Source organism: Vibrio sp. 10N.247.310.23 (assembly GCF_041467155.1).
GTDB lineage: Bacteria > Pseudomonadota > Gammaproteobacteria > Enterobacterales > Vibrionaceae > Vibrio > Vibrio crassostreae_C.
Window position 1 is genome coordinate 73542 of record NZ_JBFSTZ010000016.1, and the last position, 23480, is coordinate 97021.

The following is a 23480-nucleotide window of genomic DNA, read 5'->3' on the forward strand; positions in this document are numbered from 1 at the left end:
GTTTCAATAAACTGAATTCCGGCGTTGCTCATGAAATCTAGCCTAAGCATTCGATCTTACACCAAGCAATTTAATACTCATGCCCATGATGGCTACCATCAACTCGTGCTGCCTATTCAAGGGAGTATTAGTATTGAAATGGTGGGATATGTCGGCAAGGTGGCCGTGGGCGAATGCGTGGTGATTCCGGTAACCACAGCGCATGCGTTTAAGGCGGATGAAGCAGCGCGGTTTATTGTCGCAGATATGGCAGAGTTACCGCAGCACTTGTTAGAGCATGAGCTCTCGGTGTTTACTATCACGCCACCCTTAATGAGCTTCTTGCTGTTTGTTGAAAAGCAGTTGGAATACCAAGTGGACAGTGGCATTGAATCATCCATCTTGGATGTGTTTTCACTGTTATTAGAGCAACAAAAAGTCAGCAAGAGCATCGACCCTCGTATTCGAGCGGTCCAAAGGCTCATTGCGGATAATTACGCCCAGCCTCTCTCTATTTCTCAGCTTGCAGAAACGGCTTGCTTGAGCCCCACTCAATTTAAGAAGCGCTTTAAAGAGTGCATTGGAATCAGTGCGCTTAAGTACATCACTCGCTATCGTATGGAGAAAGCTCAAGCCTTGCTTAGCCATACCGATTTACCCGTTCAATTGGTCGCAGAAAATGTGGGTTATAGTGACTTGTCTGCATTCAGTCGACGCTTCTCTCAGCACTTTGGCATGTCTCCAAGGGCGTTTTTGGGCTCGATGAAAGAGAGTCTTCCAAAACAAGAATAGCGTCCTTTTGGCAAACTCAACTTAGTATATGTTCACTATTATCTATTTCAGAAATGAAAATAGACTAGGTAATAGAAATGAATCTTGCCATCAATCGCGTTAACGAATTCCAAACGGGCACTTTAGCCATCGTGTTTGCTTCTGTTTTATGGGGCACGACAGGCACCGCCGCAAGCTTTGCGCCTGATCTCAGCCCATTAGCGATTGGTGCTTTTTCAATGGGCGTCGGCGGCTTAATGCAAGCAGTCTTGGCGTATCGAAAGATCTTATCTTCACTTGATAAGCTTTTGCTCAACAAAAAGTTGTTAGCGGCGAGTGCGCTGGCTTTGGCGATCTATCCTCTGGCTTTTTACTCTTCGATGAAGTTATCGGGTGTCGCAATGGGCACAGTGGTGTCGATAGCTACAGCTCCTTTCTTTTCTGCACTTTTAGAGTGTCTTATTAGCAAAAAGAATAATATCAACAAACGTTGGTTAACGAGCTTTGCCATTGGCGTGGTTGGTATTGGGCTACTGGTATTTTCAGAATCATCATCAGCGAATGATTCTGGTGACGATCTGAAGCTTTTGGGCATTGGATTAGGGTTGATTGCTGGGTTGTGTTACGCCATTTATTCATGGGCGACAAAAGCTCTGATAGACGAAGGCATTAAGTCGCAAGCAGCGATGGGCAGCATATTTGGGCTAGGAGCGATGTTGCTACTGCCAACGCTTTGGTTTACGGGGGATAACTTGTTCGCATCGAATACCAATATATTGGTGGTGAGTTACTTGGTGTTACTTCCTCAATGTTTAGGCTATATCGCTTTCAGTTTTGGGCTACGCCATGTCACAGCGAGTAGCGCCAACTTGATTACCTTACTTGAGCCAGTCGTTGCCGCCGTGTTGGCAGTGTGTATTGTGGGTGAGCTTATTTCATTGGTTGGATGGCTAGGTATGTTCTTGATAGTGATGTGTTTATTCATCCAATCTCAGCCAACTAAAAAGCCATTATAAGTATTTGTTAAAACGGGATTAATTGAATTAAATTCATGCGTGATTCTTATAATTGAATAAAATGAGTATCTCAGTTGCGAGAGTGCTGTTACTATCGTTATCAATAGTCGGGGGGCATATACCTTAGTTGGTGTTTGCTGAGATCGTTATTCGAGACCCGTTGAACCTGATTCAGTTAACACTGGCGTAGGGAACTATGATTACTTTGCCTACGTGGTTCAACAATGATCTCTCATTGCTTTCACCTCCACACTCTCTTTGCGGCCAAAGTTCGGTTCTCTTACGTCTTTTAGACAGTAGGAGCGACCATGACACAGCATTCCAATTCTCAAGTATCACCTAACAGCACTCAAACACCAGAAAACCAATCTTCTTCGATCAATACTCCGATTGTTTTGACCATTGCGGGTTCTGACAGTGGTGGTGGCGCGGGCATTCAAGCTGATATTAAAGCCATGTCTGCAACGGGTAGCTTCGCTTGTTCGGTAATTACCGCGATTACATCTCAGAACACCCAAGGCGTGTCCGCTATATTTCCAATCCCACTAGAGCATGTCGCTAGTCAGTTAGATGCAGTGTTTACCGATTTGAATATCGTGGCGGTAAAAGTCGGCATGTTGGCGGATTCGCAAATCATCAAAGTCGTCGCGGACAAAATCAAACAATACCAACCTAAACACCTAGTGATTGACCCTGTCATGGTGGCGACAAGTGGCGACCTTCTTTTAGAAAACTCGGCGATCACCACGCTAAAACAAGAACTGATTCCGCTCGCAGACATCATTACGCCTAACTTGCCGGAAGGCGCAGCATTAACAGGCAAGCCAGTACCTGAAAGCGAAGCTGAAATGCAGGGCATGATTGAGGACCTGCGTGCTTTGGGCGCGAAAGCGGTACTCCTAAAAGGCGGCCATTTAGAGAAAGATGAAAACAGTAACGACTTACTGATTCTGCCAACGACGTCTGCCTTGATTAGTGCTAAGCGTTTCCCGACTAAAAACACGCATGGTACGGGTTGTACGCTTTCATCTGCTATTGCTTCTTTCTTAGCGCAAGGCAATACGCTGTCAGAGGCTGTCGACCTAGGCAAACAATACATCTCGCGCGCGATTGCTCACGCTGATGAGTTGCAAGTTGGCCAAGGTCATGGGCCCGTAAATCACTTCTTCGCTGGGCACGGGAATGTCCGTTAATACGGTGGGTGTTCAGCTCAGCAATGCCTCTTTACGTTATAACGACAGTGAGCACGCAACCTTATCGGGATTGTCGCTTAGCTTAAACGCAGGTAAGTGGACGGTATTGCTAGGTCGAAGTGGCTGCGGGAAAACCACGGTATTGCGTTATCTGGCAGGCTTGTTGGACGACAAGGTGGAGTGGCAGGGAACATTGACAACCTCTGATGAATTGCCTTTAACGGATCGCATCGCTTACATGGCGCAGCAGGATTTGTTACTGCCGTGGCTGTCGGTTATCGACAATGTATGTCTGAGTCATCGTTTTCAAAAATCAGCTTCTGACAAAGCACTGCAAACCAATCAAGCACTCGAGTTGCTCGCTGCGGTTGGTTTGGCTGATTATGCGAATGCGATGCCGGATCAGTTGTCTGGTGGTATGCGTCAACGTGTCGCTTTGGCTCGAACTTTAATGCAAGACAAGCCAGTGGTGCTGATGGATGAGCCGTTCTCTGCGCTGGATGCGGTAACGAGACACAAACTACAGAGCTTAGCGTGTGAGCTGTTGAGAGATAAAACCGTTGTGTTGATCACCCATGATCCACAAGAAGCGGTGCGTTTGGCGGACAATTTGTATGTGTTGCAAGGCACACCTGCGAATGCTCAGTCTTTATCTGTGCCTCTCACATCAACACCACGAGTGCTCGATGGTGAGTGTGCCGAGTTGCAACAAGCGATCTTAGATCAGTTGGAGCGTGATTATGAATGATCTAACGCGAAGTGGAGCTGTAGCTCATTCAACTAACGGACAGGCTGCCACTACACGCCATCGTCAGATGAATCCTGTTGTTCGTTTGCTTATCAGCAGTGCTGTGATTCTCGGTTTATGGCAGTTAGTTGTGGTTATCTTCGAGATGCCGAGCTTCATTCTGCCCACGCCAGCAGAAGTCTTTTTAAAGCTGATTGAACGTTACGATGTGTTGCTCAAACACACATGGGTGACTGCGCAAGAGATCCTACTTGGCTTGTTACTCGGTTTGTCGATGGGGCTGTTTTTCGCCCTGCAGATGCTGATGTTCGAACCACTAAAACGCTGGCTGTTACCTATCTTAATCGCTAGCCAAGCGATTCCTGTGTTTGCGATTGCTCCAGTATTGATGTTGTGGCTTGGCTATGGCATCGCCTCAAAAGTGGTGATGGCGGCGATCATTATATTCTTCCCTGTGACGACCTGTTGCTACGACGGCCTGCGAAATACTCCGACAGGCTATCTCGATCTTGCCAAAACGATGGGCGCATCGAAATGGCAATTGCTGCGTTATATCCAACTGCCTGCTGCGCTGCCAACACTGGCGTCTGGCATTCGTGTGGCGGTGGTTATTGCCCCAATTGGCGCGGTCGTCGGGGAGTGGGTGGGTTCGAGTGAGGGGCTGGGTTACCTAATGCTACAGGCCAACGCACGCATGATCATAGATGAGATGTTTGCTGCCTTGTTCATCTTGGCGGTGCTGTCTATCTCGCTCTACTTCGTTACAGATAAATTACTCAAAAAAGCTATCCCTTGGGAAAACCAATGATGGCTTCGCTCAATATAAGAATAATATTCAAAAGGAAAGGTTAACCGTGAAAAATACAAAATTGATAGGTGCAGTGGCACTGCTTGCTTCATTGGTTTCAGGTCATGTTCTAGCGGACTCTGAACAAAAGAAACTGACGCTGATGTTGGATTGGTTTGTGAACCCGAATCATGGCCCGATTGTGATCGCTCAAGAGCGTGGCTACTTTGCTGACCAAGGCTTAGAGGTTGAAATCCAAGAGCCAGCAGACCCAAGCACGCCAGCAAAATTGGTCGCAGCAGGTAAGGTCGATTTAGCGGTAACTTACCAACCAAGTTTAACCATGGATGTGGCAGCGGGTCTTCCTTTAGTTCGTGCATCAACCCTTATCGCGACGCCACTGAACACACTAATGGTACTGGATAACGGCAAGAACGATTCGCTAGCGGATCTGAAAGGCAAGAAGATCGGTATTGCGATTGCGGGTAACGAAGAAGCGACTATCGGCACTATGTTAGCGCAAGAAAATGTTGCGTTTACAGACGTGCAAACCATCAATGTCGGTTGGGCACTGTCGTCTTCATTAGCATCGGGCAAGGTAGATGCAATCTGGGGTGGCTTACGTAATTTTGAAACTAACCAGCTAGCCCTTGAGGGCTTTAAAGCAAAAGCGTTCTTCCCAGAAGAGCACGGTGTGCCAGCTTACGATGAGCTTATCTTTGTTGCGAACGCAAAGCAGCAAGATGATGAAGCGATCAAAGCGTTCAACAAAGCATTGGAGCAAGCAACGACTTACATTGTGAACCACCCACAAGAGTCATGGAGTGAGTTTGTGGCGTATTCACCAGATACGTTGAATAACGAGCTTAACCAACGCGCATGGAACGACACATTGACTCGCTTTGCACTTCGCCCTTCTGCTGTAGATATGAAGCGTTACGACGATTACGCACAGTTCATGTTCGACAAAGGCATCATCAAATCACTACCAAAAGCCGCTGATTACGTACCGACTTTTGACTAAGGAATCTCATGAAATACCAAGACTTAATCCAAGCCTGTCAGCAAGATTGGCAAGACTACACCGAGCATGATTTTGTTAAAACGCTAGCAAACGGCACCCTCGCTCAGCCGTGTTTTCTGCATTATTTGAAGCAAGATTTTTTGTTTTTAAAGCAGTATGCCCGTGCTTATGCATTGGCAATTTACAAGGCTAAAACCTTGGCTGATATGCGTCGTGCACTGCCTAGTGTTCATGCTCTGTTAGATTCTGAAATTTCACACCACGTGACTTACTGTGGTCAGTGGGGTTTAACCGAATCGGATTTAGAAAACGAGCCTGAAGATTTCGGCACTGTTGCCTACACGCGCTACGTTCTAGATGCGGGTATGACGGGTGATCTTGTCGACTTATATGCGGCACTGGCTCCGTGTTCAATCGGTTATGCCGTGATTGGTAAAGCGCTGTTAGAAAGCAGTGATACTGTTTTGGAAGGCAACCCATACGCAAGCTGGCTGCAACTGTATGGCAGTGAAGAGTTCCAGTCTGGCGTAGCAACGGGCGCGGAATACTTCAATCAGTTGCTTGCTGAAATTGATATCAACAGCGAACGCGGTCAGAACATCGTTCATATCTTCAAAACCGCAACGCGTATGGAAGTGGCTTTTTGGCAGCAAGGGCTGAACGCTCTTGATGATTCAACAGCGGCTTAAAAGCAACTTTCACGAATAAGGATTTACCCATGCTTACTGAACAAATTATTCAATCGCTACGCGCAGTACGAGAGCAAAAACCACTGGTTGTGAACATCACCAACTATGTAGTGATGAACAACACGGCCAATGCGTTATTAGCGATTGGCGCTTCGCCTATTATGGCGCACTCACAACAAGAACTGGCAGAGATGATGTCATTTTCTGGCGCTTTGGTGATCAACATCGGCACGCTCGACAGCGTTTGGACGCCAAGAATGTGTTTTGCGGTTGAACAAGCTAACGCGAACAACAAGGTTGTGGTTCTTGACCCTGTGGGTTGTGGGGCAAGTACGTTGCGTACCGAGACTTCTCGTGAAATTGCACGCTTAGCCGATAAGTTGATCATTCGTGGTAACGCGTCTGAGATTATCGCGTTAGCGGGCGAACAAGCGCAGAGCAAAGGCGTTGATGCGCTTGATAGCAGTGATGCTGCGTTAGGTGCTGCACAGTGCTTAGTGGCTGAATACGGTGCAAATGTGGTGATATCTGGTGAGACAGATTACGTTGTCACCAAAGACAGCGTGGTGACGTTAAACAATGGACACCAAATGATGCCGTATGTGACGGGTATGGGGTGTACTTTAACTGCATTGACGGGTGCTTTCGCGGCTGTTGGTGATGATAGTGGTTTAGCTGCAGCAGCGGTATTAGGCGTGGTTGGTGAAATCGCGGCTGAAAACTCTCGCGGCCCAGGTAGCTTGCAAATTAACTTGCTTGATGAGTTGTATCAGTTAGACGAAGAGACTCTGATTCAACGCTTGAAGATTCAGTAGGGCTAATCTAACTCTAAGCCACAAGTTAGAGTTAGATTAACTTAAAAAAGCCCCCGACACTTATGTGTAGGGGGCTTTTTATTACTGGTTTGGAACTGTGTCAGCTGTGTATAGACTGGCTGGCTAGGTTCTAAATCGGTTAACTTGGCTCTCTAGGTGATGAGCAACCTCGGTTAAGTCGCTCGCTGCACCTGAAATGCTGCTTACCGACTCTTGGTTGCTTTGAGCAATAGTGTTTGCACCTTGCGCGTTTTCACCCAGTGATTTGGTAAGACGATCCTGCTCATCAACCGACACCGCGATTTGGCTGTTGGCTTGGTTCAGATCTTGGATGTGTTGATTAATCACATGTAAGTTCTGAGAAGCTTGCTGCGCCTGCGTTGAAGCGTCTGAAACCGTGCTGTGGCTCTCTTTGATAGACTCTAACGCATCTTTAGCGCCACGTTGTAGTGAGGTGATGAGCTCATCAATCTGGCTAGCAGAGTCTTGGGTACGTTTAGCGAGCGTTCTTACTTCATCGGCTACTACTGCAAATCCGCGACCTTGTTCACCTGCGCGCGCAGCTTCAATAGCCGCATTCAATGCCAACAGGTTGGTCTGCTCAGAAACGCCTTTGATTACTTCAAGAATGGCACCAATGTTCATCGACTCTTTATGTAGGTCGGTCACTTTTTGGCTGCTTACCTGCATGCTTTCATCGGCGCTACCAATTTCATGCAGTGTCTTATCTACTTCTTTCAGTCCCATCGCCACATTCTCGGTGGCTTGGTTGGCAACTTGAGACGCGTGGTTAGCACTTGCCGCAATTTCTGATGTGCTGGAAGCTAATTGATCAACGGCAGAAGAGATATTGATCATTTCACTGTTCAATTGTGTTGCGTTGGTCGAGCTGTTATTTGTCACTTGATTGAGTGACTCCGACATCTCACCAATACGCACGCTAGAACGGTTCACTTGGCCAACAATATCGCGCAGAGATTCAATGGTGATCTCCATATTAGTCAGCAGTTCGCCAATCTCATTTTTGCTCTCAATGTTCACTTCCACATTCAGGTTGCCCTGAGAAAGCTCGTTGGTGATCTGTTTAACCTGTGCAATGCCTTTGGTAATAGAACGAGTCACTAATACGGCGCTCGTCATACCAATAACTAAAGCCACACCCGTCAGCAATATGATGATTTGAATCGAACGCTTTTCACTGGCTTGCAGTACTGGCGTGAGCGCTTGTTTCTGTTGCTCGAGAATACTTTGAGCATCCGCGACTGCAATCGCTAAGCTGTCACCAATAGAGGCGAGGGTAGCGGTTCTTTGCGTGTTCTCAATCATCTGTTGATGAACTTGCTCAAAGCCTTTCGCGTACGCTTCCCGTTGGTTAGAGAAATCTTCAATCAATTCACTTTGATAAGGAGATGATTTAAGAGATTCAATATCGCCTTCTATACCTGGCAGAGCATATTCAAAAATGTCTTTACCAGCTTCATAGGTTTTGAGGTCGTTGTTGTTTGAGTAACTCAGCACTGTGATCTTGGCTGCGAGGAAGTTCTCCATCAACATGCCTGCGTATAAGCTCGCGTTTGGATCATTGTTATTGTAAGACTCATACAATAAGCTCTGAGCCGCTTTCAGTGCGTTGGTTTCTCGTGTGACCATCTCCACGTTCACTAACTGGTCAATGAGCAGTTGGCTCTGTTTCATTGATCCATAAGCCGCATCAAAAGCTGCAACGCTGTCTTGCACTAATTGCAGGCTCGACAAGCTATCAGTATTGGTGGTGGTTTGGATTAAGTTGTTCAGCAGTTCATCAATCGCAAGTTTGCTCGATTGATAATTCGCTTCGTATTGATCATCCAATGACTCTAAGTAACGTTCAGAAGCTAAACGCATCTGAAGAAAGTGCACTTGAATGTTGCCTGACAATGTCGCCTTGTGGCTGAGGTCACTGTACTGGCTAAAGCCGTTCGACAAGGTTTGAATACCTTTGTAACTCACAAGGCCTGAAATGACGAAAAAGAGCAAGCAGATGGCATAACCCAGCTTGATCTTGAGCGCTATAGAAAGGTGGCGCATAACTATCCCTATATTTACCTGATTCCTTCATAGGGGAGTATTTCATAAAACAGCATTCTGGGCATGCTAAAGCGAATAGTTTGTGTAATAAGTAACGCTTTTGTTAGAAAAATCGGGTTTTTCGACATGCTTTCAACGAGTTGCGTATTTGAATTCAACCGCCTAACTTAAGGAATTAAGTGCTAACTTCCATGCATAGGATGTGATTTGTCGGTAAAATGGCAGAAAACCAATTTTAGAAATCGACTTCAAAGGTACGCGATGAACCCTTATAAACTTTATCTGGTGACTGACGACCAACAAGATCTAGAAACGCTTAAATTCGTGGTTGAACAAGCGGTTGCTGGTGGCGTCACTATGGTTCAAGTAAGAGAAAAACATGGGGACGTAAGAGCCTTCATTGAACGAGCACAAGCGGTTAAGTCGATTCTGGCTGGCTCAGGTGTTCCGCTGATCATCAATGACCGAGTGGACGTAGCATTGGCTGTCGACGCCGATGGTTTGCATCTGGGTCAATCGGATATGCCTGCAGAGTTAGCACGTAAGCTGATTGGTTCAGACAAGATTCTTGGGTTATCAATTGAAACTGAACAGCAGCTACAACAAGCAGATAGTTTGCCGATCGATTACATTGGTCTCAGTGCGATTTTTGCCACACCGACTAAGACGAATCTAAAGAAACATTGGGGTTATGAAGGCATTCAAATGGCTTTGAAAACAACGAAATTGCCGATTGTTGGTATCGGTGGAATCAACGAATCGAACATTCCGCAGTTGGTTCAGACAGGTATTCACGGCCTGGCGTTGGTATCAGCGATATGTCACGCAGAAGACCCGAAACAAGCGACCCAAGATTTGTTGTTTTTGATGGGAGAGTGAGTTTGTGGTGGCTAGAAAACAAATGAGACTCGTCATTTATTTTCTAGTTAGAGCGCATTAAAGCGCTCGATGCAGTAGCCAGTAAAATTTGTGGTCTAACTTACTGAATACACAGAGCAACCGTGCCGATGACCATAAGAACGATCGCAGCGTACCAACCGTATTGTGCTGTTTTATAAGCCACAAACACCTTAATGTAGTTGATCTCTTCATGCGCCATTGCGATGAAGTCCATGTAGTTAATCGATAACTCACGGCTAGCTTCTTTTAGGTCTTGTTGAAGCTTGTTGAAAGACTCATCGATGAAGCCCTTTGTTTCCGAAGCAGACGGAGTAGCAGTTAACGCTAGGCTATTCCAAACCGCCATACGCGATTCATATTCGCTTTCACTGACACAATTAAGTACGCGTAAATCATACTCTCGTTTGTTACGCTCTTTACCCATTTTCTCAGGGCAAATATTTCTTAAAACGTTCACGACAAATCTTCCAAAAGGTTCATTTAGATATAAAAAAGCACTCAAAGAGCGCTCATAAACTGGGTGCGAATTAATATTCAAAAAGTGATCTATTTGAAACCGATATAAGCAACGGCAAGGCTGAGCGCTTATCTGGGAGATTTGAAGTTGGGTCAGTGGTGTTAAAGAGCGATTTGGGCCTGTCTATATTCGTTTGAAAAGACAAACCCGTTGGGATCGCATAGTAGTTATGTCACTTTGGGACATCAACTAGGGTGTTTTATCCACACGACAAAGATATTTATCGGCAAGATAAGCAGAAATGAGGTAGCGGTGGTGTGTTCCATGCCGATATTGAATCTCTGAATTGACGATGTTTTGAAAATAGAGATGATTTGTAAACAGGGGAGGCTAGTTGGCTTGCCATTGATTGTACTGCAGTGAGTGCCCCTTAAGCTGCTCAATAAGGCTGGTGAGAACTGGGCCATTGATGTGGCTGCGAGAAACTAAACAACCTACTGGAGTAATCCAACCACCATGCTCGTGTGAGACAGGTAACGCCACAATATCGCCTTTTTGAATGCCTTCCATCACCATCATCTCGGGCACATTTGCCCAACCCACGTTTTGTTCAACGAGATCAACAATGTTCTTGTGGTTGTTCGCATACCAACGCATCGAGCTAATACCATAGGTGAACCACAGTTCGCGCTGCTTTGAGCTGCGATGCACACATTGGCGATAGCGCTTTAGGTCTGAGTCTTGTACAACGGACATGCGACTCAGTTCGTGAGTGGCAGAGCTAACAGTTAGGAAACGCGCTTGGCCCAGCAAAAAGAAATCCATATCGACCTTCAGTTCGCCATCCGCGTAGATGATGCCAATCTGTGCTTTGCCACGTCTTACCAGGTCTTCTACATCGAAGGTTGAGGTCGTAATAATATCGAAGTGCGTGATTGGGAACTGATCGGCCAGTGATCTGATTATCTTAATGAAATTCTTATCTATGATGCTTTCATCAACCGCAATGATCAGTTCGTGCTCATCTTCTTGTGTGAGCGATTCTACTTTTTGGTCGAAGTACTTTTGTTGGTCGAGAATCGACTTAGCGACAGGCAATAACGCTTTACCTGTGTTGGTCAAAACGGGGATGTTTTTCTCTCGGTTAAACAGCTCTTGGTCGATGGCAATTTCTAGGTTGGCGATCGACTGGCTGACCCCAGACTGAGCGCGTTTCAGTTTGCGAGCGGCGGCAGAGAAAGAGCCACTTTCACACACCGTGACGAAGACTTTTAGTTGCTCAAAACTGTACATGTTATCTCTCGCTCAATACAAAATGGGGTACTTATACTTAAGCTATCACTAAACGTGATGGCTGTTAACTTTCTCTTATTGTTTTCGGTGACATAATTTCGGTAAGTCCACCATGTTATAAATTGCTATAGGAATGTATGAGTACGTTAGAGAGAGTTTTCCACTCGGTGTTGTTTGAAGTATTGGCCGTCACACTGTCAATTATAGGTTTAGCGATATTTACTGATCACGATGTGAATGCCTTATTAGGAACCATGATAGTTGTTGCGACTATCGCGATGATTTGGAACTACTGTTTTAACCGTATTTTTGATCGTTATTTCACGGGTGAAAAATCAAAGCGTTCGCTTAAGTTACGTGTTTTTCATGTCGTGCTATTTGAGGCTGGCTTGTTGATAGCGACAATCCCTGTGATGGCATACTTACTTAACGTGGGGTTATGGCAGGCATTTTTGATGGACATCGGCGTGACCATTTTTATTACCATTTACGCGTTTGTGTTTAATCTGATTTATGACCATGTTCGAGCATTCTGGGTACGCAGAGGGGAGCTAGCCGTTCAGTAATCTACCAAGTCAGTAAACACGAGCTTGGCTACTAACCGTTTGTTTATTCGTTATTTTGACGGAGATATTCGGTTAGTAGGCCTAGGTAACCCGGCACTGGTTGGCATTCAAAGTGGCGGTCTCGAATCTTTTCAATCTCTTCCGCTTAATAGTTAGTGTAACCCTATGCACTTATTGTTCGATATGTAATTTGAATTTGTATGTGTCGTAAAATGGTAAATATCTTAATTAAAACTTAGCCATCATAGTCATTCGCCCATCACCAGAGCAAACTATGAACAAGTTAAGTTATGACCGAAAAATGCCGCTATACGTGGTGTCTGCACTTGTCCTCAATATGGCATTTAGCTTGTGGTTGCTGAGTATTGCTTCTACGCCAGCCATGTTTTTTTCGGTGTGTGCGTTGTTTTTACTTAGCACTCTTATTACCGCACGCCTTTATCGACATGAAATGGCTCAAAGCAAGAATAACTTGTCGGAAGCGATCATTGATGGTGTCGCAGGTTTTATTGTCCTCGATAGTCAATTGAGGGTCATACAAGTGAATCAACAATTCTCTCGGGTTTCAGGTTATGCCTTTGACCAAGTCGAATCTCGTCCGATTTCTGATCTCTGTTTTATGAATAACAGCAGCCTAATCACGACCATTACTCGCTCACTGAAAGAAAACCAGAGATGGAAAGGTGAGTTGAGTGGCGTCAGTCGACTTGGTGAGCAGTTTACCGTAAACGTTGTGGTGGAAAAGCTAACTGAAATTCTGCCGCACAATAACAAGTACGTGGTGACCTTTACGGATATTAGCCGACGCAAGATATTGGAGCGTCGATTAAGAATGCTGGTGGAAACGGATTCACTGACAGGGTGCTGGAATCGACGCCGCTTTGATAACGACTTAAAACATTATTCTAACCTGGCAGAGCGTTATGGTTACACACATTCCTGTTTTGCGTTAGTGCATGTGTTTTTCCCTGAGCCTAAATCGGCGTTCTCTGGCTTCGCTGCTGCGCCACTCGAAAAGAAACAGCGTTGGTATGCGGCCTTTAGGGCGATGATTATCTCCTATCCAGTGGTGTGCTTTTTCTTTATTTTTCGAATATTTGAAGCTTTACTGACAATGATGTTCATTGCGTTGTTATCGTTGATGATTACGTCAGAGAAGTCGATAAAGTTGAGCGCTTTTTTGGTGATAAGTAACGGTATCGGGGGATTGCTGGCGATTGCTGCTTTTTCAATTCTTTCTATAGTACCCAACATTGTCTTCTATTCTTTGTTTATAGGACTTATTGCCATTCTTATGGCTACCAAGATCTACACGGTTCCCGAAAAAGCACCTATTTTCGCCACTGCATTTAGTACGTTGCTCGTACTGGTTGGTAGCACGTTGATGAGCTCCGGTGACATCGATAGCAACACTCTTATACGCATATTCCAATTAGTGTTAATTGGCATATATATGATTTTGGCTTCTCTATTCCTAGAAACACGGAATTGGAAGTTTCTACAAAATCAGCCTTAATTTTGTCTAACAAGGACGTCTCATGAAGTTAACCGATGATTTTTCAAAACAGGCGATAGACGCTGCCATCAAGATCGCAGCGATTGCCATGCTCGTGTATTGGTGTTTTTCGATTTTGCGCCCATTCATTCTTCTGGTGATATGGGGTGCGATCATTGCGACTGCGTTGTATCCAGTGGCGGTCGCAATTTCAAATAAAACCGGGATGTCGAAAGGTAAAGCCAGTGCATTGCTGAGCTTTATTGGTGTGATTCTTCTATTTATTCCTTTGGCGGCGCTTTCTTCTGGTATCTACACCAGCGCGACTGACCTGATGACAGGGCTTCAAGATGGCACATTGTCATTGCCTAAACCGAAAGAGTCCTTACAAGATATTCCATTCATAGGTGAGAAGGTTTATTCAACCTTGGTTGCCGCCTCCAACAATATTGAAGGCACTTTCATAAAGTATGCGGATGAACTTAAACAGTTTGCGACGAAAGCGGCTTCTGTTCTTGGCTCGTTAGGTGGCGGCTTTATTCAGTTCATCATCTCTACCATCATTGCAGGTGCGTTCATGAGTAACGCCGACAAATGTCAAACCGGTGTGACTCACTTAGTGGTTCGTTTAACGGATGGCAAAGGCGTAGAGCTCGTGCAGTTATCTAAATCAACCGTGCGCAGTGTCGTACAGGGTGTGATAGGCGTTGCTGTGATTCAATCTATCATGTCAGCAATCGGTTTGGTTATCGCGGGTGTTCCAGCCGCGGCATTGTGGGCGCTAGCGGTGTTACTGGTCGCTATTATTCAGTTGCCGCCGATTCTTGCTTTGTTACCTGCCATTATTTACATGTTCAGTGTTGAATCGACACTGGCGGCGAGCTTGTTCTTAGTGTGGTGTATTTTGGTAAGCGGCAGTGACGCTATCTTGAAGCCAGTACTTCTGAGCCGTGGCTCTCACATTCCAATGTTGGTTATTTTACTCGGCGCACTGGGCGGAATGGCGATGTCAGGAATCGTCGGTCTGTTTGTTGGTGCTGTGATACTGAGTTTAAGCTATGAGCTGATGATGGCGTGGCTTGGGCTTGAAGAGAAAAACCAACAAGAAACTGAGAAAAAACCAGCAGAGGCAGAGGAAAAATAGATGAAGCCAGTCTCTAAAGACGACAACTTCTACTTCTTATTCTATGCACTGTTGGTGTTGTTTTTTGGTTGCGCGGTGATGCAGCAGTTTTATCCGCAAGGCCAGAAAACAATACTATTTCTCATCATCATTACTTTGGCGAGTTCAATTGTTGGTATTCATAAAGAGCGAGCTTTGTATCGCTCTTGGTATGGGATGTTGTTGATCACGGCCTTGGTGTCTGGTGTGTTTTCATTTTTGGAAGGCTATAACTTATCGGTAGTAACGTTATCGGCGTTGGCTGTGTTCTTGTTTTCACACATTTACTCTGCGTTAAAGCAAGTGATGAAAGCAAAAACGGTAACCCCTAATCACATCATCGGCTCTATCTGTATTTACTTACTGTTGGGGTTTGCTTGGTCGACTATCTATTTGTTGATTCTAGAAATCTTTCCTAACGCCTTTAATGGGTTAGAAGAGCAAATTTGGCTAACAAACTTGTTCAATGCAATGTACTTTAGTTTCATTACGTTGACCACGGTTGGCTACGGTGATATATCACCGGCTTTGCCTATTGCTCAGTTCTTTGTGTTTATGGAATCCATTATTGGCAGTTTCTACTTGGCCATCATGGTGGCGAGCTTGGTGAGTATTCGGCTTGCTCAATCTCAATCCCAATAAAGGACACACAAAGAAGCTCGGTAATTGCCGGGCTTCTTCTATCGTATGAGCTTCAAAGTATGTATGGGCTTTGAGCTTTAATTTTGTGTGGCCTAGGAATCTTAGGCCTCAGTGCCTTGTATCTTTTCTAGCTTTTCGATAGTCGTTTGCGACACGATCTGACCATCCATATAGTAGCTAACGTTTTGACCATCTTTGATTCCGGTAAGCGTTCCTGTTTCACCAGAGGTATAGACGATATCCATTTGAACCGTGTTTTTGTCGATCTTAATCATCGCACCCGTTTCAATCGTGCGATTGTTTGAGATTGGGCCGACAGGAGCTTCTTTGAGGCTTGGGTCTAGGCCGTCGTTCAGTTTTGAAAGGGAGGTTGTGGCAATACCAACGGTTACTTCATGATATAGGTGTAAGTTTTTACTGCAAGCCAACGTAAAAGGCGAAAGATAAGGGTAGTGGCTTTAAAAGCAAACTTGGCGATTGAGGTCATCGCTTCAGCCGCAATGCTCAAGCATTTATGCAAATCGGATTCTTTGTATTCTGAATAGGTCATCTGTTTTCTCATTTCTCGCGCTTGTCTTTCATATGTAAGTAACGACTCCTGTCTGGCGATATCCCCTGAGCGCGTAATGTACGAACTTTCGCCGATAGAGATTTACCATTTTATGCCAAGTGGGTTAATAACTAGCCAAAAGAGAAAGGGCTGAGAGAATTTAACGGCATAGCGAGGTGTAACTGATCAAGTTACCGAAAAAACGAGGGTAATAATGGTATGATCGCGGGCTCAGCACCATAAGTGATAAAGAATAGGAAACAGAATGACTCACCTTACCGAACAGCAAGAAGCTGCAATGGCGACGTTTAAAGAAAACTTACACCTTCCAAATGGTGGTTTTCATAAACTGATTATCGAGCTAAGTAAGGAGTATCAGCTGCCTTTCCAAAAGGTGCGTGCGGTTTTAAAGAAAGCTCAAAAAGATGTTGAACGACAAATACGAGAAGATTTTACCAGCGTTGATGACACAGTACTGAGCCAAGCGAATTGGGTAAACATCATTAAGTCGAAGCTTGTTGACTTAGCGGAAGAAAACCAAACGGTCATGGATAAGCTGCAACAAAACCTGAAGTATCAAAAAGTGTTGTCGGCAACCGAGGGTTCAATCGCAAGCGAAGACGAACGTGACGAGTTGATTGAAGAGTTGATTCAAGCTTATGAGAAAGAGGTGTTCAAACCGTTACTGGCGATGTTGCATACAACGAAGCTGTATTGGAAGTTAATGCTGGTGGATGAGACATGTAAGATGAATGAGGAGAATCGTGAGAAGTTCAGTGATTACCCTCAACACATGCAAGCTGCAGAACACTTATATACTCTTGATCAGAAGTTAAGGTCGATGCCGTTAACTTATTAGTCCATGAATGCACTGATAATGACTCAATGGTGATTTAGAGTTTGATATAAGTTGGTTTCAATAGAAGTACGATAACCTAGCTAGCGTTAGCCGCGTGTGAAATGCAAAAAGGGCTAGGTTTCAGATCTGTTTTACTTCTACTCTATTTTGTTCTGCTAGAGCGAATTGAGGGTGACATCTTTTACATCTTTGGGACTAGATGGTGTTTCTTTTGTAGCCTTTGGGAAATGCTATAGGAGTGTGAAATGTCCTAGGGTGTTTCCGTTGCCTGAAACGATAGTTCCGATGCTTTCTCGTTCATTAAATTCAAAGTCGATGAGATAGCTGTGATGTTGTAGCTTGGGCAATATGTGGCGGTGGAGTATATCGCTATTGAGCTGTCGAATCTCGGTGACCCATGAAATCTCTTCTTTGTGTAAATCTATTTTAATCTTGAGCATTTATTACCTTTTAGTTTATTGACTGTTTTTTCGCGTGATAGTTGGTACCAATGGGTTTGTCGTGTTGTTCTGCGTGACATAACTGTGCCTTGTGTTTATTACATTTGTATTTAAGTGCTCGATCTATTCTGACTTCGCTGACAAAAGAGCAAATGACGATAGATCGGTAGTAGGATCGAATTTAAAAGCTATTGAATGACTATCTGGGTGAAAGCTGACGCAGAGATGGTGTAACGAGGGAATCGAGAACTGTCTATGTGGAACTTGGACTTACTTTAGCATTAACAGCTCTATAGATTAGAGCCAGGTGGCGAACTATACGCCTAGTTTTCAAAATTACAACCCTATTTTCAATTAAATTCAAAAATATTTTTGGGTGATTTATCATCGGTTACTGAAGGTTAAATGAGCGAAGGTCAGGGATTTGACCATGATATCTGACTGAGTCTTGGCTTTTCAGCTGTTCGTATTCGTTGTCATTAGTGGGTTTAATTGATCAGCTAATTTGGTGATGATTAAGTCTCTGTTGTATATGATCTTTACATTGTAAATTACAATCCATTATTTTGGGGTTCAGCGTTGTAATTACAGGGTTTTTGGGTGCTTTCCCCATCTGTTTTTTTCTTCAGGTTGATGAGTATTTTCCTCTTCGCGTCTTTTTGATATTTCTGATTCCTAATACCTCTCCTGACTACGCAAAATATGAATACTCACTTTTACATTTCTGAATAATAAAGTTGTTGTATCGCCAATTTAGTGCAAATATAATTGATAATAGTTCTCACTTGCGTTACAGGTTTGTTGTCAATCCAATGACAGACTTTAAATTATCGTTATTTAGCAGTTGTGTACGCCCCATGCTCGTCTATGAGTAATGTGACTTTCATTGTCATGAGTGGTGGTTTGTATCAATGGCAAAGGAAGAAACATGAAGAAAACAATCAATTCAGTTCGCCAGTTATTGAGCGGGCTTGCCATCGTTCTAGCATCATCATTCATGATGACCGCGCATGCGGAAACCGTCACCATTGAGCATGTGAAAGGCACAGCGCAGTTTACTGAAGTACCACAGCGAGTGGTGGTTCTAGGCCACGGTAGCTTAGACGTGCTCGATAAAATTGGTGTACAGCCAGTTGGCGCGCCTCATAGCTTGCTGCCTGATTACCTAGCTTCGTACAAAGATACGACGGCAAATACAGGCTCTTTAAGCGAACCTGATTTTGAAGCTATCTACATGTTGAAGCCTGACATCATCATTGCGGAAAACCGCATGCTTAAGGTTTACGACAAACTGGCACAAATTGCTCCTACTGTCATGTTTTCTATTGAAGGCGACAAGTACTGGGCTGATGCTCAGCAAAACTGGCGTGTGCTAGGCGACATCTTTGGTAAGCAAGCTGAAGTCGAAGCGATCATTAAAGAGACTCAAGCTTCTATCACAGCGGTAAACGACAAAGTAGCGTCTGACGAAACTTCAGCAATGATGCTAATGAACAACGGTAACAACATTGCGATGTTCAACAAAGGCAGCCGTTTCTCAATCATCTTTGATGACTTTGGTTTCGTGGAATCAAAGAGTGCAACTGTGGCTCCGATCAAAGGAACACACGGCAACCTAATCTCTTTTGAATACATTGCTGATGCAAAACCGGAAGTGCTTTACGTGCTTGACCGCGAAAAAGCGATTGGCAAATCAGAAGGTCGCGCTCAACAACTGTTTGATAACCCACTGGTTGCGGCAACACCTGCAGCGCAGCACGGCAATATCGTTTACCTTGATTCAAGTGCTTGGTATCTGGCTGGTGGCGGTGTGACGGCGATTCACAGAATGATTAGTGACATTGAACGTACGATTCAATAGTTACTAACCATCAGATTTTCGGGCTTATAAGAGTGTTCTTATAAGCCCTTTTTCACTTTTTTATACGGGCTACCCGAGACCTACCTTTAGTATTATTTCTATGTTGAAACCCATTGCAGCTGCTGTATTTCTTGTTGTGTTATGCGTTGCGTCATTGATGATTGGAGTCGCTGAAATCAGTTTTAGTGACTTTTTCAATGGCAACCAACACGCCAACTCTATTTATATTGTTAGTCGGATCCCTCGACTACTCGCGATCGTGCTTGCCGGAGCGGGATTGAGTGTTTCTGGCTTGATCATGCAGCAAATCGTACAGAACAAGTTTGCCGCGCCTTCGACGATGGGCACCATTGACTGTGCGATGTTGGGTTACATTGTCGGCATTCTAGTGCTAGGCAATGCTGCGCAATGGAGCTACTTAGGCTTTATCTTCGCGTTTGCAGTGTTTGGCACCATGCTATTGGTTCGCTTCCTACAACACCTCAAGTTTAAGAACGCGGTATTGGTGCCTTTGATTGGCATTATGTATGGCAACGTTGTTTCGTCTCTAACAACCTTTATTGCTTATAAGTACGACTTAGTACAAACCATGTCGGCATGGACTATGGCGAACTTTGCGAGCGTGTTGCAGGGCAGCTATGAAATCCTTTATCTCGCGGTGCCTGCTTGTGTATTGGCTTACTATTTCGCGAGCCAGTTCAGTGCGGCGAGCATCGGTGAGAGCTTCGCGAAAAACATCGGTTTGAATTATCAGAAGATCGTCTTCATTGGTGTTGCGTTAGTGGCTATCAGTGCCTCCTCTGTGGTGATGATCGTTGGTGTTATCCCATTCCTTGGCCTTATCGTGCCGAATATCGTGTCGCTGATGATGGGCGATAACATGAAGAAGATTCTGCCTTGGACTGCCTACTGGGGGGTGATCTTGGTGTTGGCTTGTGACCTGCTAGCTCGAATCGTCATCTTCCCTTATGAGATTCCAATCTCGATGGTAATCAGCATCTTTGGTGGCATGATTTTTATTTACCTAATCATGAGAGACAAGTCGAATGCGTGATTCAGTAAAAATTGCGATTCTGGCTATCGCGTCTTTGGGTATGACAGCGCTATTCATCGGGCAGGGGCTGACGTGGGATAACTACGAGTTCTTCTTGTCTCTGCGACTACCTAAACTACTGTCAATTGTGTTGGCGGCGGTGGCGATTTCTGCATCGTCATTGGTGTTCCAAACCATTACTAATAATCGAATTTTAACCCCATCCATCTTGGGCTTTGATAGCTTGTATATGCTGGTTCAAACGGTACTTCTGTTTGTGTTTGGCAGTACCAGTTTCTGGGTGATTGATTCAATCGCAAACTTTTCGATGTCTGTAACTGTGATGATCTTGTTCTCGTTTGCTTTGTTCCATTTCTACTTTAAGAGCAAGCGAAATAACGTTTTCACACTGCTTTTAATAGGCATCGTGTGTGGCAGCGTATTCTCGAGCTTAGCGAACTTCCTTGCGATGTTGATTGATCCCAATGAATTCGCGGTGCTGCAGAATGTGATGTTCGCAAGCTTCAATAATGTGAAAGGCGAACTGGTTTACCTCAGCCTTATTCCATTAGGTTTGAGCTTGCTTGGCCTTTGGTTGTTAGCGCCTAAGCTTGATGTACTTTGGCTTGGTGTTGATAACGCGACAAGCCTTGGCGTGAACACCAAGCGACTGACTCAGATTACTTTGGTGATTGTGTCAGTGATGGTCGCGGTGTCTACGGCTCTGGTTGGCCCTGTGCTGTTCTTTGGCTTGATCACCGTGAGCTTAGCTCGCCAGATATTCCGATCTTATCAGCATCGTGTGCTTATCATCGCAAGCAGCTTATTAGCGATCGTGCTATTGGTTTCTGGCCAATGGTTTATCGAAAAAGTGATGGCGTTTGAAACCACTGTGAGTGTGATTATTAACTTGGTCGGCGGTTTGTATTTTATGTTCTTGTTGTTACGCACCAGAATTCAGTAAAGGTAGTAAGTAGTGATTAAATTAACAGGTTTAAGTAAGAAGTATGGCAAGTCACTCGTGGTGGATGATGCCAGTGCTATGTTCCCGAAAGGCGAAGTGACTTCTATCATTGGCCCAAATGGTGCGGGTAAAAGTACACTACTTTCAATGGCGAGCCGCTTAACCGACAGTGACGCAGGTGAAGTGGTCATTGGCGATAAGTTACTGGCTGAGTGGGATACCAAAGAGCTAGCGAAGCACCTTGCCGTGTTAAGACAATCAAATAACATCAACATGCGATTTACGATTCGTGAATTGGTCTGTTTTGGTCGTTTCCCACACTCTCAAGGTCGCTTGAAAGACGAAGATCATAAGATCGTCGATACAGCACTAGAACACCTTGGCATTACTGACATCCAAAACAAATACCTTGATGAGTTGAGTGGCGGTCAGCGTCAAATGGCGTTTATCGCGATGGTTGTGGCGCAAGATACGGATTATGTGTTCTTAGATGAGCCTCTGAACAATCTTGATATTAAACACTCGGTCGAAATTATGCAGACGTTGCGTCGTTTAGCGCATGAGTTCAATAAAGCGGTCGTTATCGTGATTCATGACATCAACTTCGCTTCTTGTTACTCAGATAACATTGTTGCGATGAAGAAAGGCAAAGTGGTTAAGTCGGGTAAGGTTTCGGAAGTGGTTGAAAAATCAGTGATGGAGTCTATCTACGAGATCCCATTTGAGATTCGTGAGTTCGATGGTGTTCGAATCTGTATGTATTATTCTGGTCGTTAGATTACTGAATAACTCGGTTGTTTTGCTTTCTAGCCGTTGAACGAAAAGAGCTCCCATATGAGGAGCTCTTTTTGTTTTCGGATAGTATCTGTGTTGTTAGTGAAATGTTGAAATGCAAAGGTAATTCCCCTTGTATAATAATAACTTAACTGACGTAATATTGACTGGTCGTACCTCTAATAACGCCAGTTTGAAGTCACTCACAGATCTACTCTTCATTTTTGAAAATCAATTGCTTTTTTTTCTACTTAACCTCTGGAAACCGTTCTACACTAGGGTTATAACTGTTTGATTTGTATACGAGGTATCAATGAGTCGGAAACCTATAGTGTTAGTCGTGGATGACACCCCAAGTAACTTGGATGTGTTAACGGCAATACTCAAAGATACTTATCAAGTGAAAGTAGCGATTAACGGCACAATTGGTATCAAGATCGCGAAGATGGTGCCGCAGCCAGACCTTATCCTCCTTGATATCATGATGCCTGACATCGATGGTTACGAGGTGTGCCGCCAACTTAAAGCTCAGCCGAATACGGCTCACATTCCTATCATTTTCGTGACCGCCACAATTGGTCCAGAAGCCGAAGTAAAAGGACTCTCCTTGGGGGCTGTCGATTACCTAACCAAGCCGATAACCCCTGCAATTGCACTCCAGCGTGTGAAAACGCATATCGCACTTTATGACCAACAACGCGCGTTGTTTAGTCAGGTAAAAGAGAAAACTCAAGAGATCAATCTCGGTAAGCTAGAAACACTGAACATACTGGGTAGAGCTGCTGAATTTAAAGACAATGAAACAGGCATGCACGTTAAGCGTATGAGTCACTACTGTGAAGTGCTAGCTAAAGCCTTGGGAATGACTGACGAAGATGCCGAGACGTTGCGTGATGCAGCACCAATGCATGATATTGGCAAGATCGGTATTCCTGATAGCGTATTACTCAAGCCGGGTAAATTGGACGCCGACGAGTGGACAATTATGCAAAAGCATGTCGAATATGGTGTTGATATACTTGGTAGGCAGAGTGATTCCAAACTGATGCGTATGGCTATTCAGGTGGCGCAATATCATCACGAAAAATGGGATGGCAGTGGTTATCCAAACCAGATAGCTGGTGAAGGTATCCCATTGGTTGGAAGAATTGCGGCTGTTGCTGATGTGTTTGATGCCCTGACCGCAGAGCGCCCTTATAAAAAAGCTTGGAGTATTGATGAGGCGCTGAACTTGTTTGAAGAACAGAAAGGCAAACATTTTGATCCAACTATCGTTGATGTGTTTTTTCTGAAGTTACCTGAGATTCTAGCAATTAAAGAGAAATTTAGAGATGAGTGATGGCTTGATGTTGTCGCTAAATCGTTTGGTTGTTTTTCTGGTCATTACACTTGTAG

General features: G+C 44.6%; 21 protein-coding genes, 4 pseudogenes and 1 riboswitch. Of the genes and pseudogenes, 20 read left to right on the top strand and 5 right to left on the bottom strand.

The genetic code is table 11. From position 1 onward, the window contains the following. Positions 1-30: 30 nt before the first annotated feature. The 8 genes and pseudogenes from AB6D93_RS13750 to thiM all read left to right on the top strand — a co-directional run bounded on the left by AB6D93_RS13750 (position 31) and on the right by thiM (position 7022). Positions 31-771 (top strand): AraC family transcriptional regulator, encoded by a 741-nt coding sequence (locus tag AB6D93_RS13750; protein ID WP_017061918.1) that lies wholly within the window; start codon positions 31-33, stop codon positions 769-771. Positions 772-848: 77 nt separating this feature from the next. After that, complete coding sequence (locus AB6D93_RS13755; RefSeq protein ID WP_102333927.1) at positions 849-1766, top strand: DMT family transporter; 918 nt, start codon at positions 849-851, stop codon at positions 1764-1766. A gap of 98 nt (positions 1767-1864) precedes the next feature. Continuing rightward, a riboswitch (TPP riboswitch) is annotated at positions 1865-1976 on the top strand. A 98-nt stretch (positions 1977-2074) separates the two neighbouring features. Further along, positions 2075-2959 carry a bifunctional hydroxymethylpyrimidine kinase/phosphomethylpyrimidine kinase gene (thiD, locus tag AB6D93_RS13760; protein ID WP_170967429.1) on the top strand — a complete coding sequence of 295 codons (885 nt, stop codon included), beginning with the start codon at positions 2075-2077 and terminating at the stop codon, positions 2957-2959. Further along, positions 2949-3707, top strand: a complete 759-nt coding sequence (locus tag AB6D93_RS13765) for an ABC transporter ATP-binding protein (protein ID WP_102333926.1) — start codon at positions 2949-2951, stop codon at positions 3705-3707. Before thiD ends, AB6D93_RS13765 begins: the two co-directional genes overlap by 11 nt. Positions 3708-3780: 73 nt before the next feature. After that, a pseudogene (locus AB6D93_RS13770) lies at positions 3781-4515 on the top strand (ABC transporter permease); the annotation flags it as partial. Between the two features lie 46 nt (positions 4516-4561). After that, positions 4562-5518, top strand: coding sequence for an ABC transporter substrate-binding protein (locus AB6D93_RS13775; RefSeq protein WP_102333924.1), 957 nt, complete (start codon positions 4562-4564; stop codon positions 5516-5518). Between the two features lie 8 nt (positions 5519-5526). After that, positions 5527-6207 carry a thiaminase II gene (gene tenA, locus AB6D93_RS13780; RefSeq protein ID WP_017061912.1) on the top strand — a complete coding sequence of 227 codons (681 nt, stop codon included), beginning with the start codon at positions 5527-5529 and terminating at the stop codon, positions 6205-6207. A 29-nt stretch (positions 6208-6236) separates the two neighbouring features. After that, entirely contained in the window at positions 6237-7022 is a 786-nt protein-coding gene (gene thiM / locus AB6D93_RS13785; protein ID WP_017064406.1) for a hydroxyethylthiazole kinase, read from the top strand. Between the two features lie 123 nt (positions 7023-7145). Here thiM and AB6D93_RS13790 read toward each other — a convergent pair whose 3' ends face one another. Continuing rightward, positions 7146-9089: a methyl-accepting chemotaxis protein gene (locus AB6D93_RS13790; RefSeq protein ID WP_102333923.1), complete on the bottom strand. Its 1944-nt coding sequence runs from the start codon at positions 9087-9089 to the stop codon at positions 7146-7148. A 261-nt stretch (positions 9090-9350) separates the two neighbouring features. Here AB6D93_RS13790 and thiE point away from each other — a divergent pair, with 261 nt between their 5' ends. Further along, a complete protein-coding gene (gene thiE, locus AB6D93_RS13795; protein ID WP_017061909.1) occupies positions 9351-9968 on the top strand; it encodes a thiamine phosphate synthase in 618 nt (205 codons plus the stop codon). A 100-nt stretch (positions 9969-10068) separates the two neighbouring features. On the opposite strand, the gene AB6D93_RS13800 is transcribed toward thiE, so the two are convergent. After that, positions 10069-10413, bottom strand: a complete 345-nt coding sequence (locus AB6D93_RS13800) for a thiamine-phosphate diphosphorylase (protein ID WP_102333922.1) — start codon at positions 10411-10413, stop codon at positions 10069-10071. Between the two features lie 423 nt (positions 10414-10836). Continuing rightward, the gene (locus tag AB6D93_RS13805) at positions 10837-11739 is read right to left on the bottom strand and encodes a LysR family transcriptional regulator (RefSeq protein WP_102333921.1); all 903 of its coding nucleotides are present in this window, start codon (positions 11737-11739) and stop codon (positions 10837-10839) included. Between the two features lie 137 nt (positions 11740-11876). On the opposite strand from AB6D93_RS13805, the gene AB6D93_RS13810 reads away from it, so the two are divergent. The 5 genes and pseudogenes from AB6D93_RS13810 (at position 11877) to AB6D93_RS13830 (ending at position 15604) form a co-directional block, all read left to right on the top strand. Then, positions 11877-12305 carry a PACE efflux transporter gene (locus AB6D93_RS13810; RefSeq protein WP_102333920.1) on the top strand — a complete coding sequence of 143 codons (429 nt, stop codon included), beginning with the start codon at positions 11877-11879 and terminating at the stop codon, positions 12303-12305. Positions 12306-12579: 274 nt separating this feature from the next. Further along, a pseudogene (locus AB6D93_RS13815) lies at positions 12580-13260 on the top strand (PAS domain S-box protein); the annotation flags it as partial. Then, positions 13249-13821, top strand: a pseudogene (locus AB6D93_RS13820) (hypothetical protein); the annotation flags it as partial. The pseudogenes AB6D93_RS13815 and AB6D93_RS13820, both read left to right, overlap by 12 nt. Positions 13822-13843: 22 nt before the next feature. Further along, entirely contained in the window at positions 13844-14944 is a 1101-nt protein-coding gene (locus tag AB6D93_RS13825) for an AI-2E family transporter (RefSeq protein ID WP_102333918.1), read from the top strand. After that, positions 14945-15604, top strand: coding sequence for a potassium channel family protein (locus AB6D93_RS13830; protein WP_102333917.1), 660 nt, complete (start codon positions 14945-14947; stop codon positions 15602-15604). A 101-nt stretch (positions 15605-15705) separates the two neighbouring features. Here AB6D93_RS13830 and AB6D93_RS13835 read toward each other — a convergent pair. After that, positions 15706-15963 (bottom strand): annotated as a pseudogene (locus AB6D93_RS13835) (hypothetical protein); the annotation flags it as partial. A 456-nt stretch (positions 15964-16419) separates the two neighbouring features. On the opposite strand from AB6D93_RS13835, the gene AB6D93_RS13840 reads away from it, so the two are divergent. After that, on the top strand, positions 16420-17013 hold the full coding sequence (locus AB6D93_RS13840) for a hypothetical protein (protein WP_017061898.1): 594 nt from the start codon (positions 16420-16422) through the stop codon (positions 17011-17013). 230 nt (positions 17014-17243) lie between these two features. On the opposite strand, the gene AB6D93_RS13845 is transcribed toward AB6D93_RS13840, so the two are convergent. Next, positions 17244-17453 carry a hypothetical protein gene (locus AB6D93_RS13845; RefSeq protein WP_004731601.1) on the bottom strand — a complete coding sequence of 70 codons (210 nt, stop codon included), beginning with the start codon at positions 17451-17453 and terminating at the stop codon, positions 17244-17246. Between the two features lie 928 nt (positions 17454-18381). Between AB6D93_RS13845 and AB6D93_RS13850 the strand changes: the two genes are divergently transcribed. The 5 genes from AB6D93_RS13850 to AB6D93_RS13870 all read left to right on the top strand — a co-directional run bounded on the left by AB6D93_RS13850 (position 18382) and on the right by AB6D93_RS13870 (position 23424). After that, a complete protein-coding gene (locus tag AB6D93_RS13850; protein WP_017066720.1) occupies positions 18382-19314 on the top strand; it encodes a siderophore ABC transporter substrate-binding protein in 933 nt (310 codons plus the stop codon). A gap of 100 nt (positions 19315-19414) precedes the next feature. After that, entirely contained in the window at positions 19415-20368 is a 954-nt protein-coding gene (locus tag AB6D93_RS13855) for an ABC transporter permease (RefSeq protein ID WP_017061896.1), read from the top strand. Next, the gene (locus tag AB6D93_RS13860; protein ID WP_017061895.1) at positions 20361-21311 is read left to right on the top strand and encodes an iron chelate uptake ABC transporter family permease subunit; all 951 of its coding nucleotides are present in this window, start codon (positions 20361-20363) and stop codon (positions 21309-21311) included. The genes AB6D93_RS13855 and AB6D93_RS13860 overlap by 8 nt, the downstream gene beginning before the upstream one ends. Before the next feature lie 12 nt (positions 21312-21323). Continuing rightward, a complete protein-coding gene (locus AB6D93_RS13865) occupies positions 21324-22088 on the top strand; it encodes an ABC transporter ATP-binding protein (RefSeq protein WP_017061894.1) in 765 nt (254 codons plus the stop codon). A 310-nt stretch (positions 22089-22398) separates the two neighbouring features. Then, entirely contained in the window at positions 22399-23424 is a 1026-nt protein-coding gene (locus tag AB6D93_RS13870) for an HD-GYP domain-containing protein (protein ID WP_029235511.1), read from the top strand. The last annotated feature ends 56 nt before the right edge of the window (positions 23425-23480 follow it).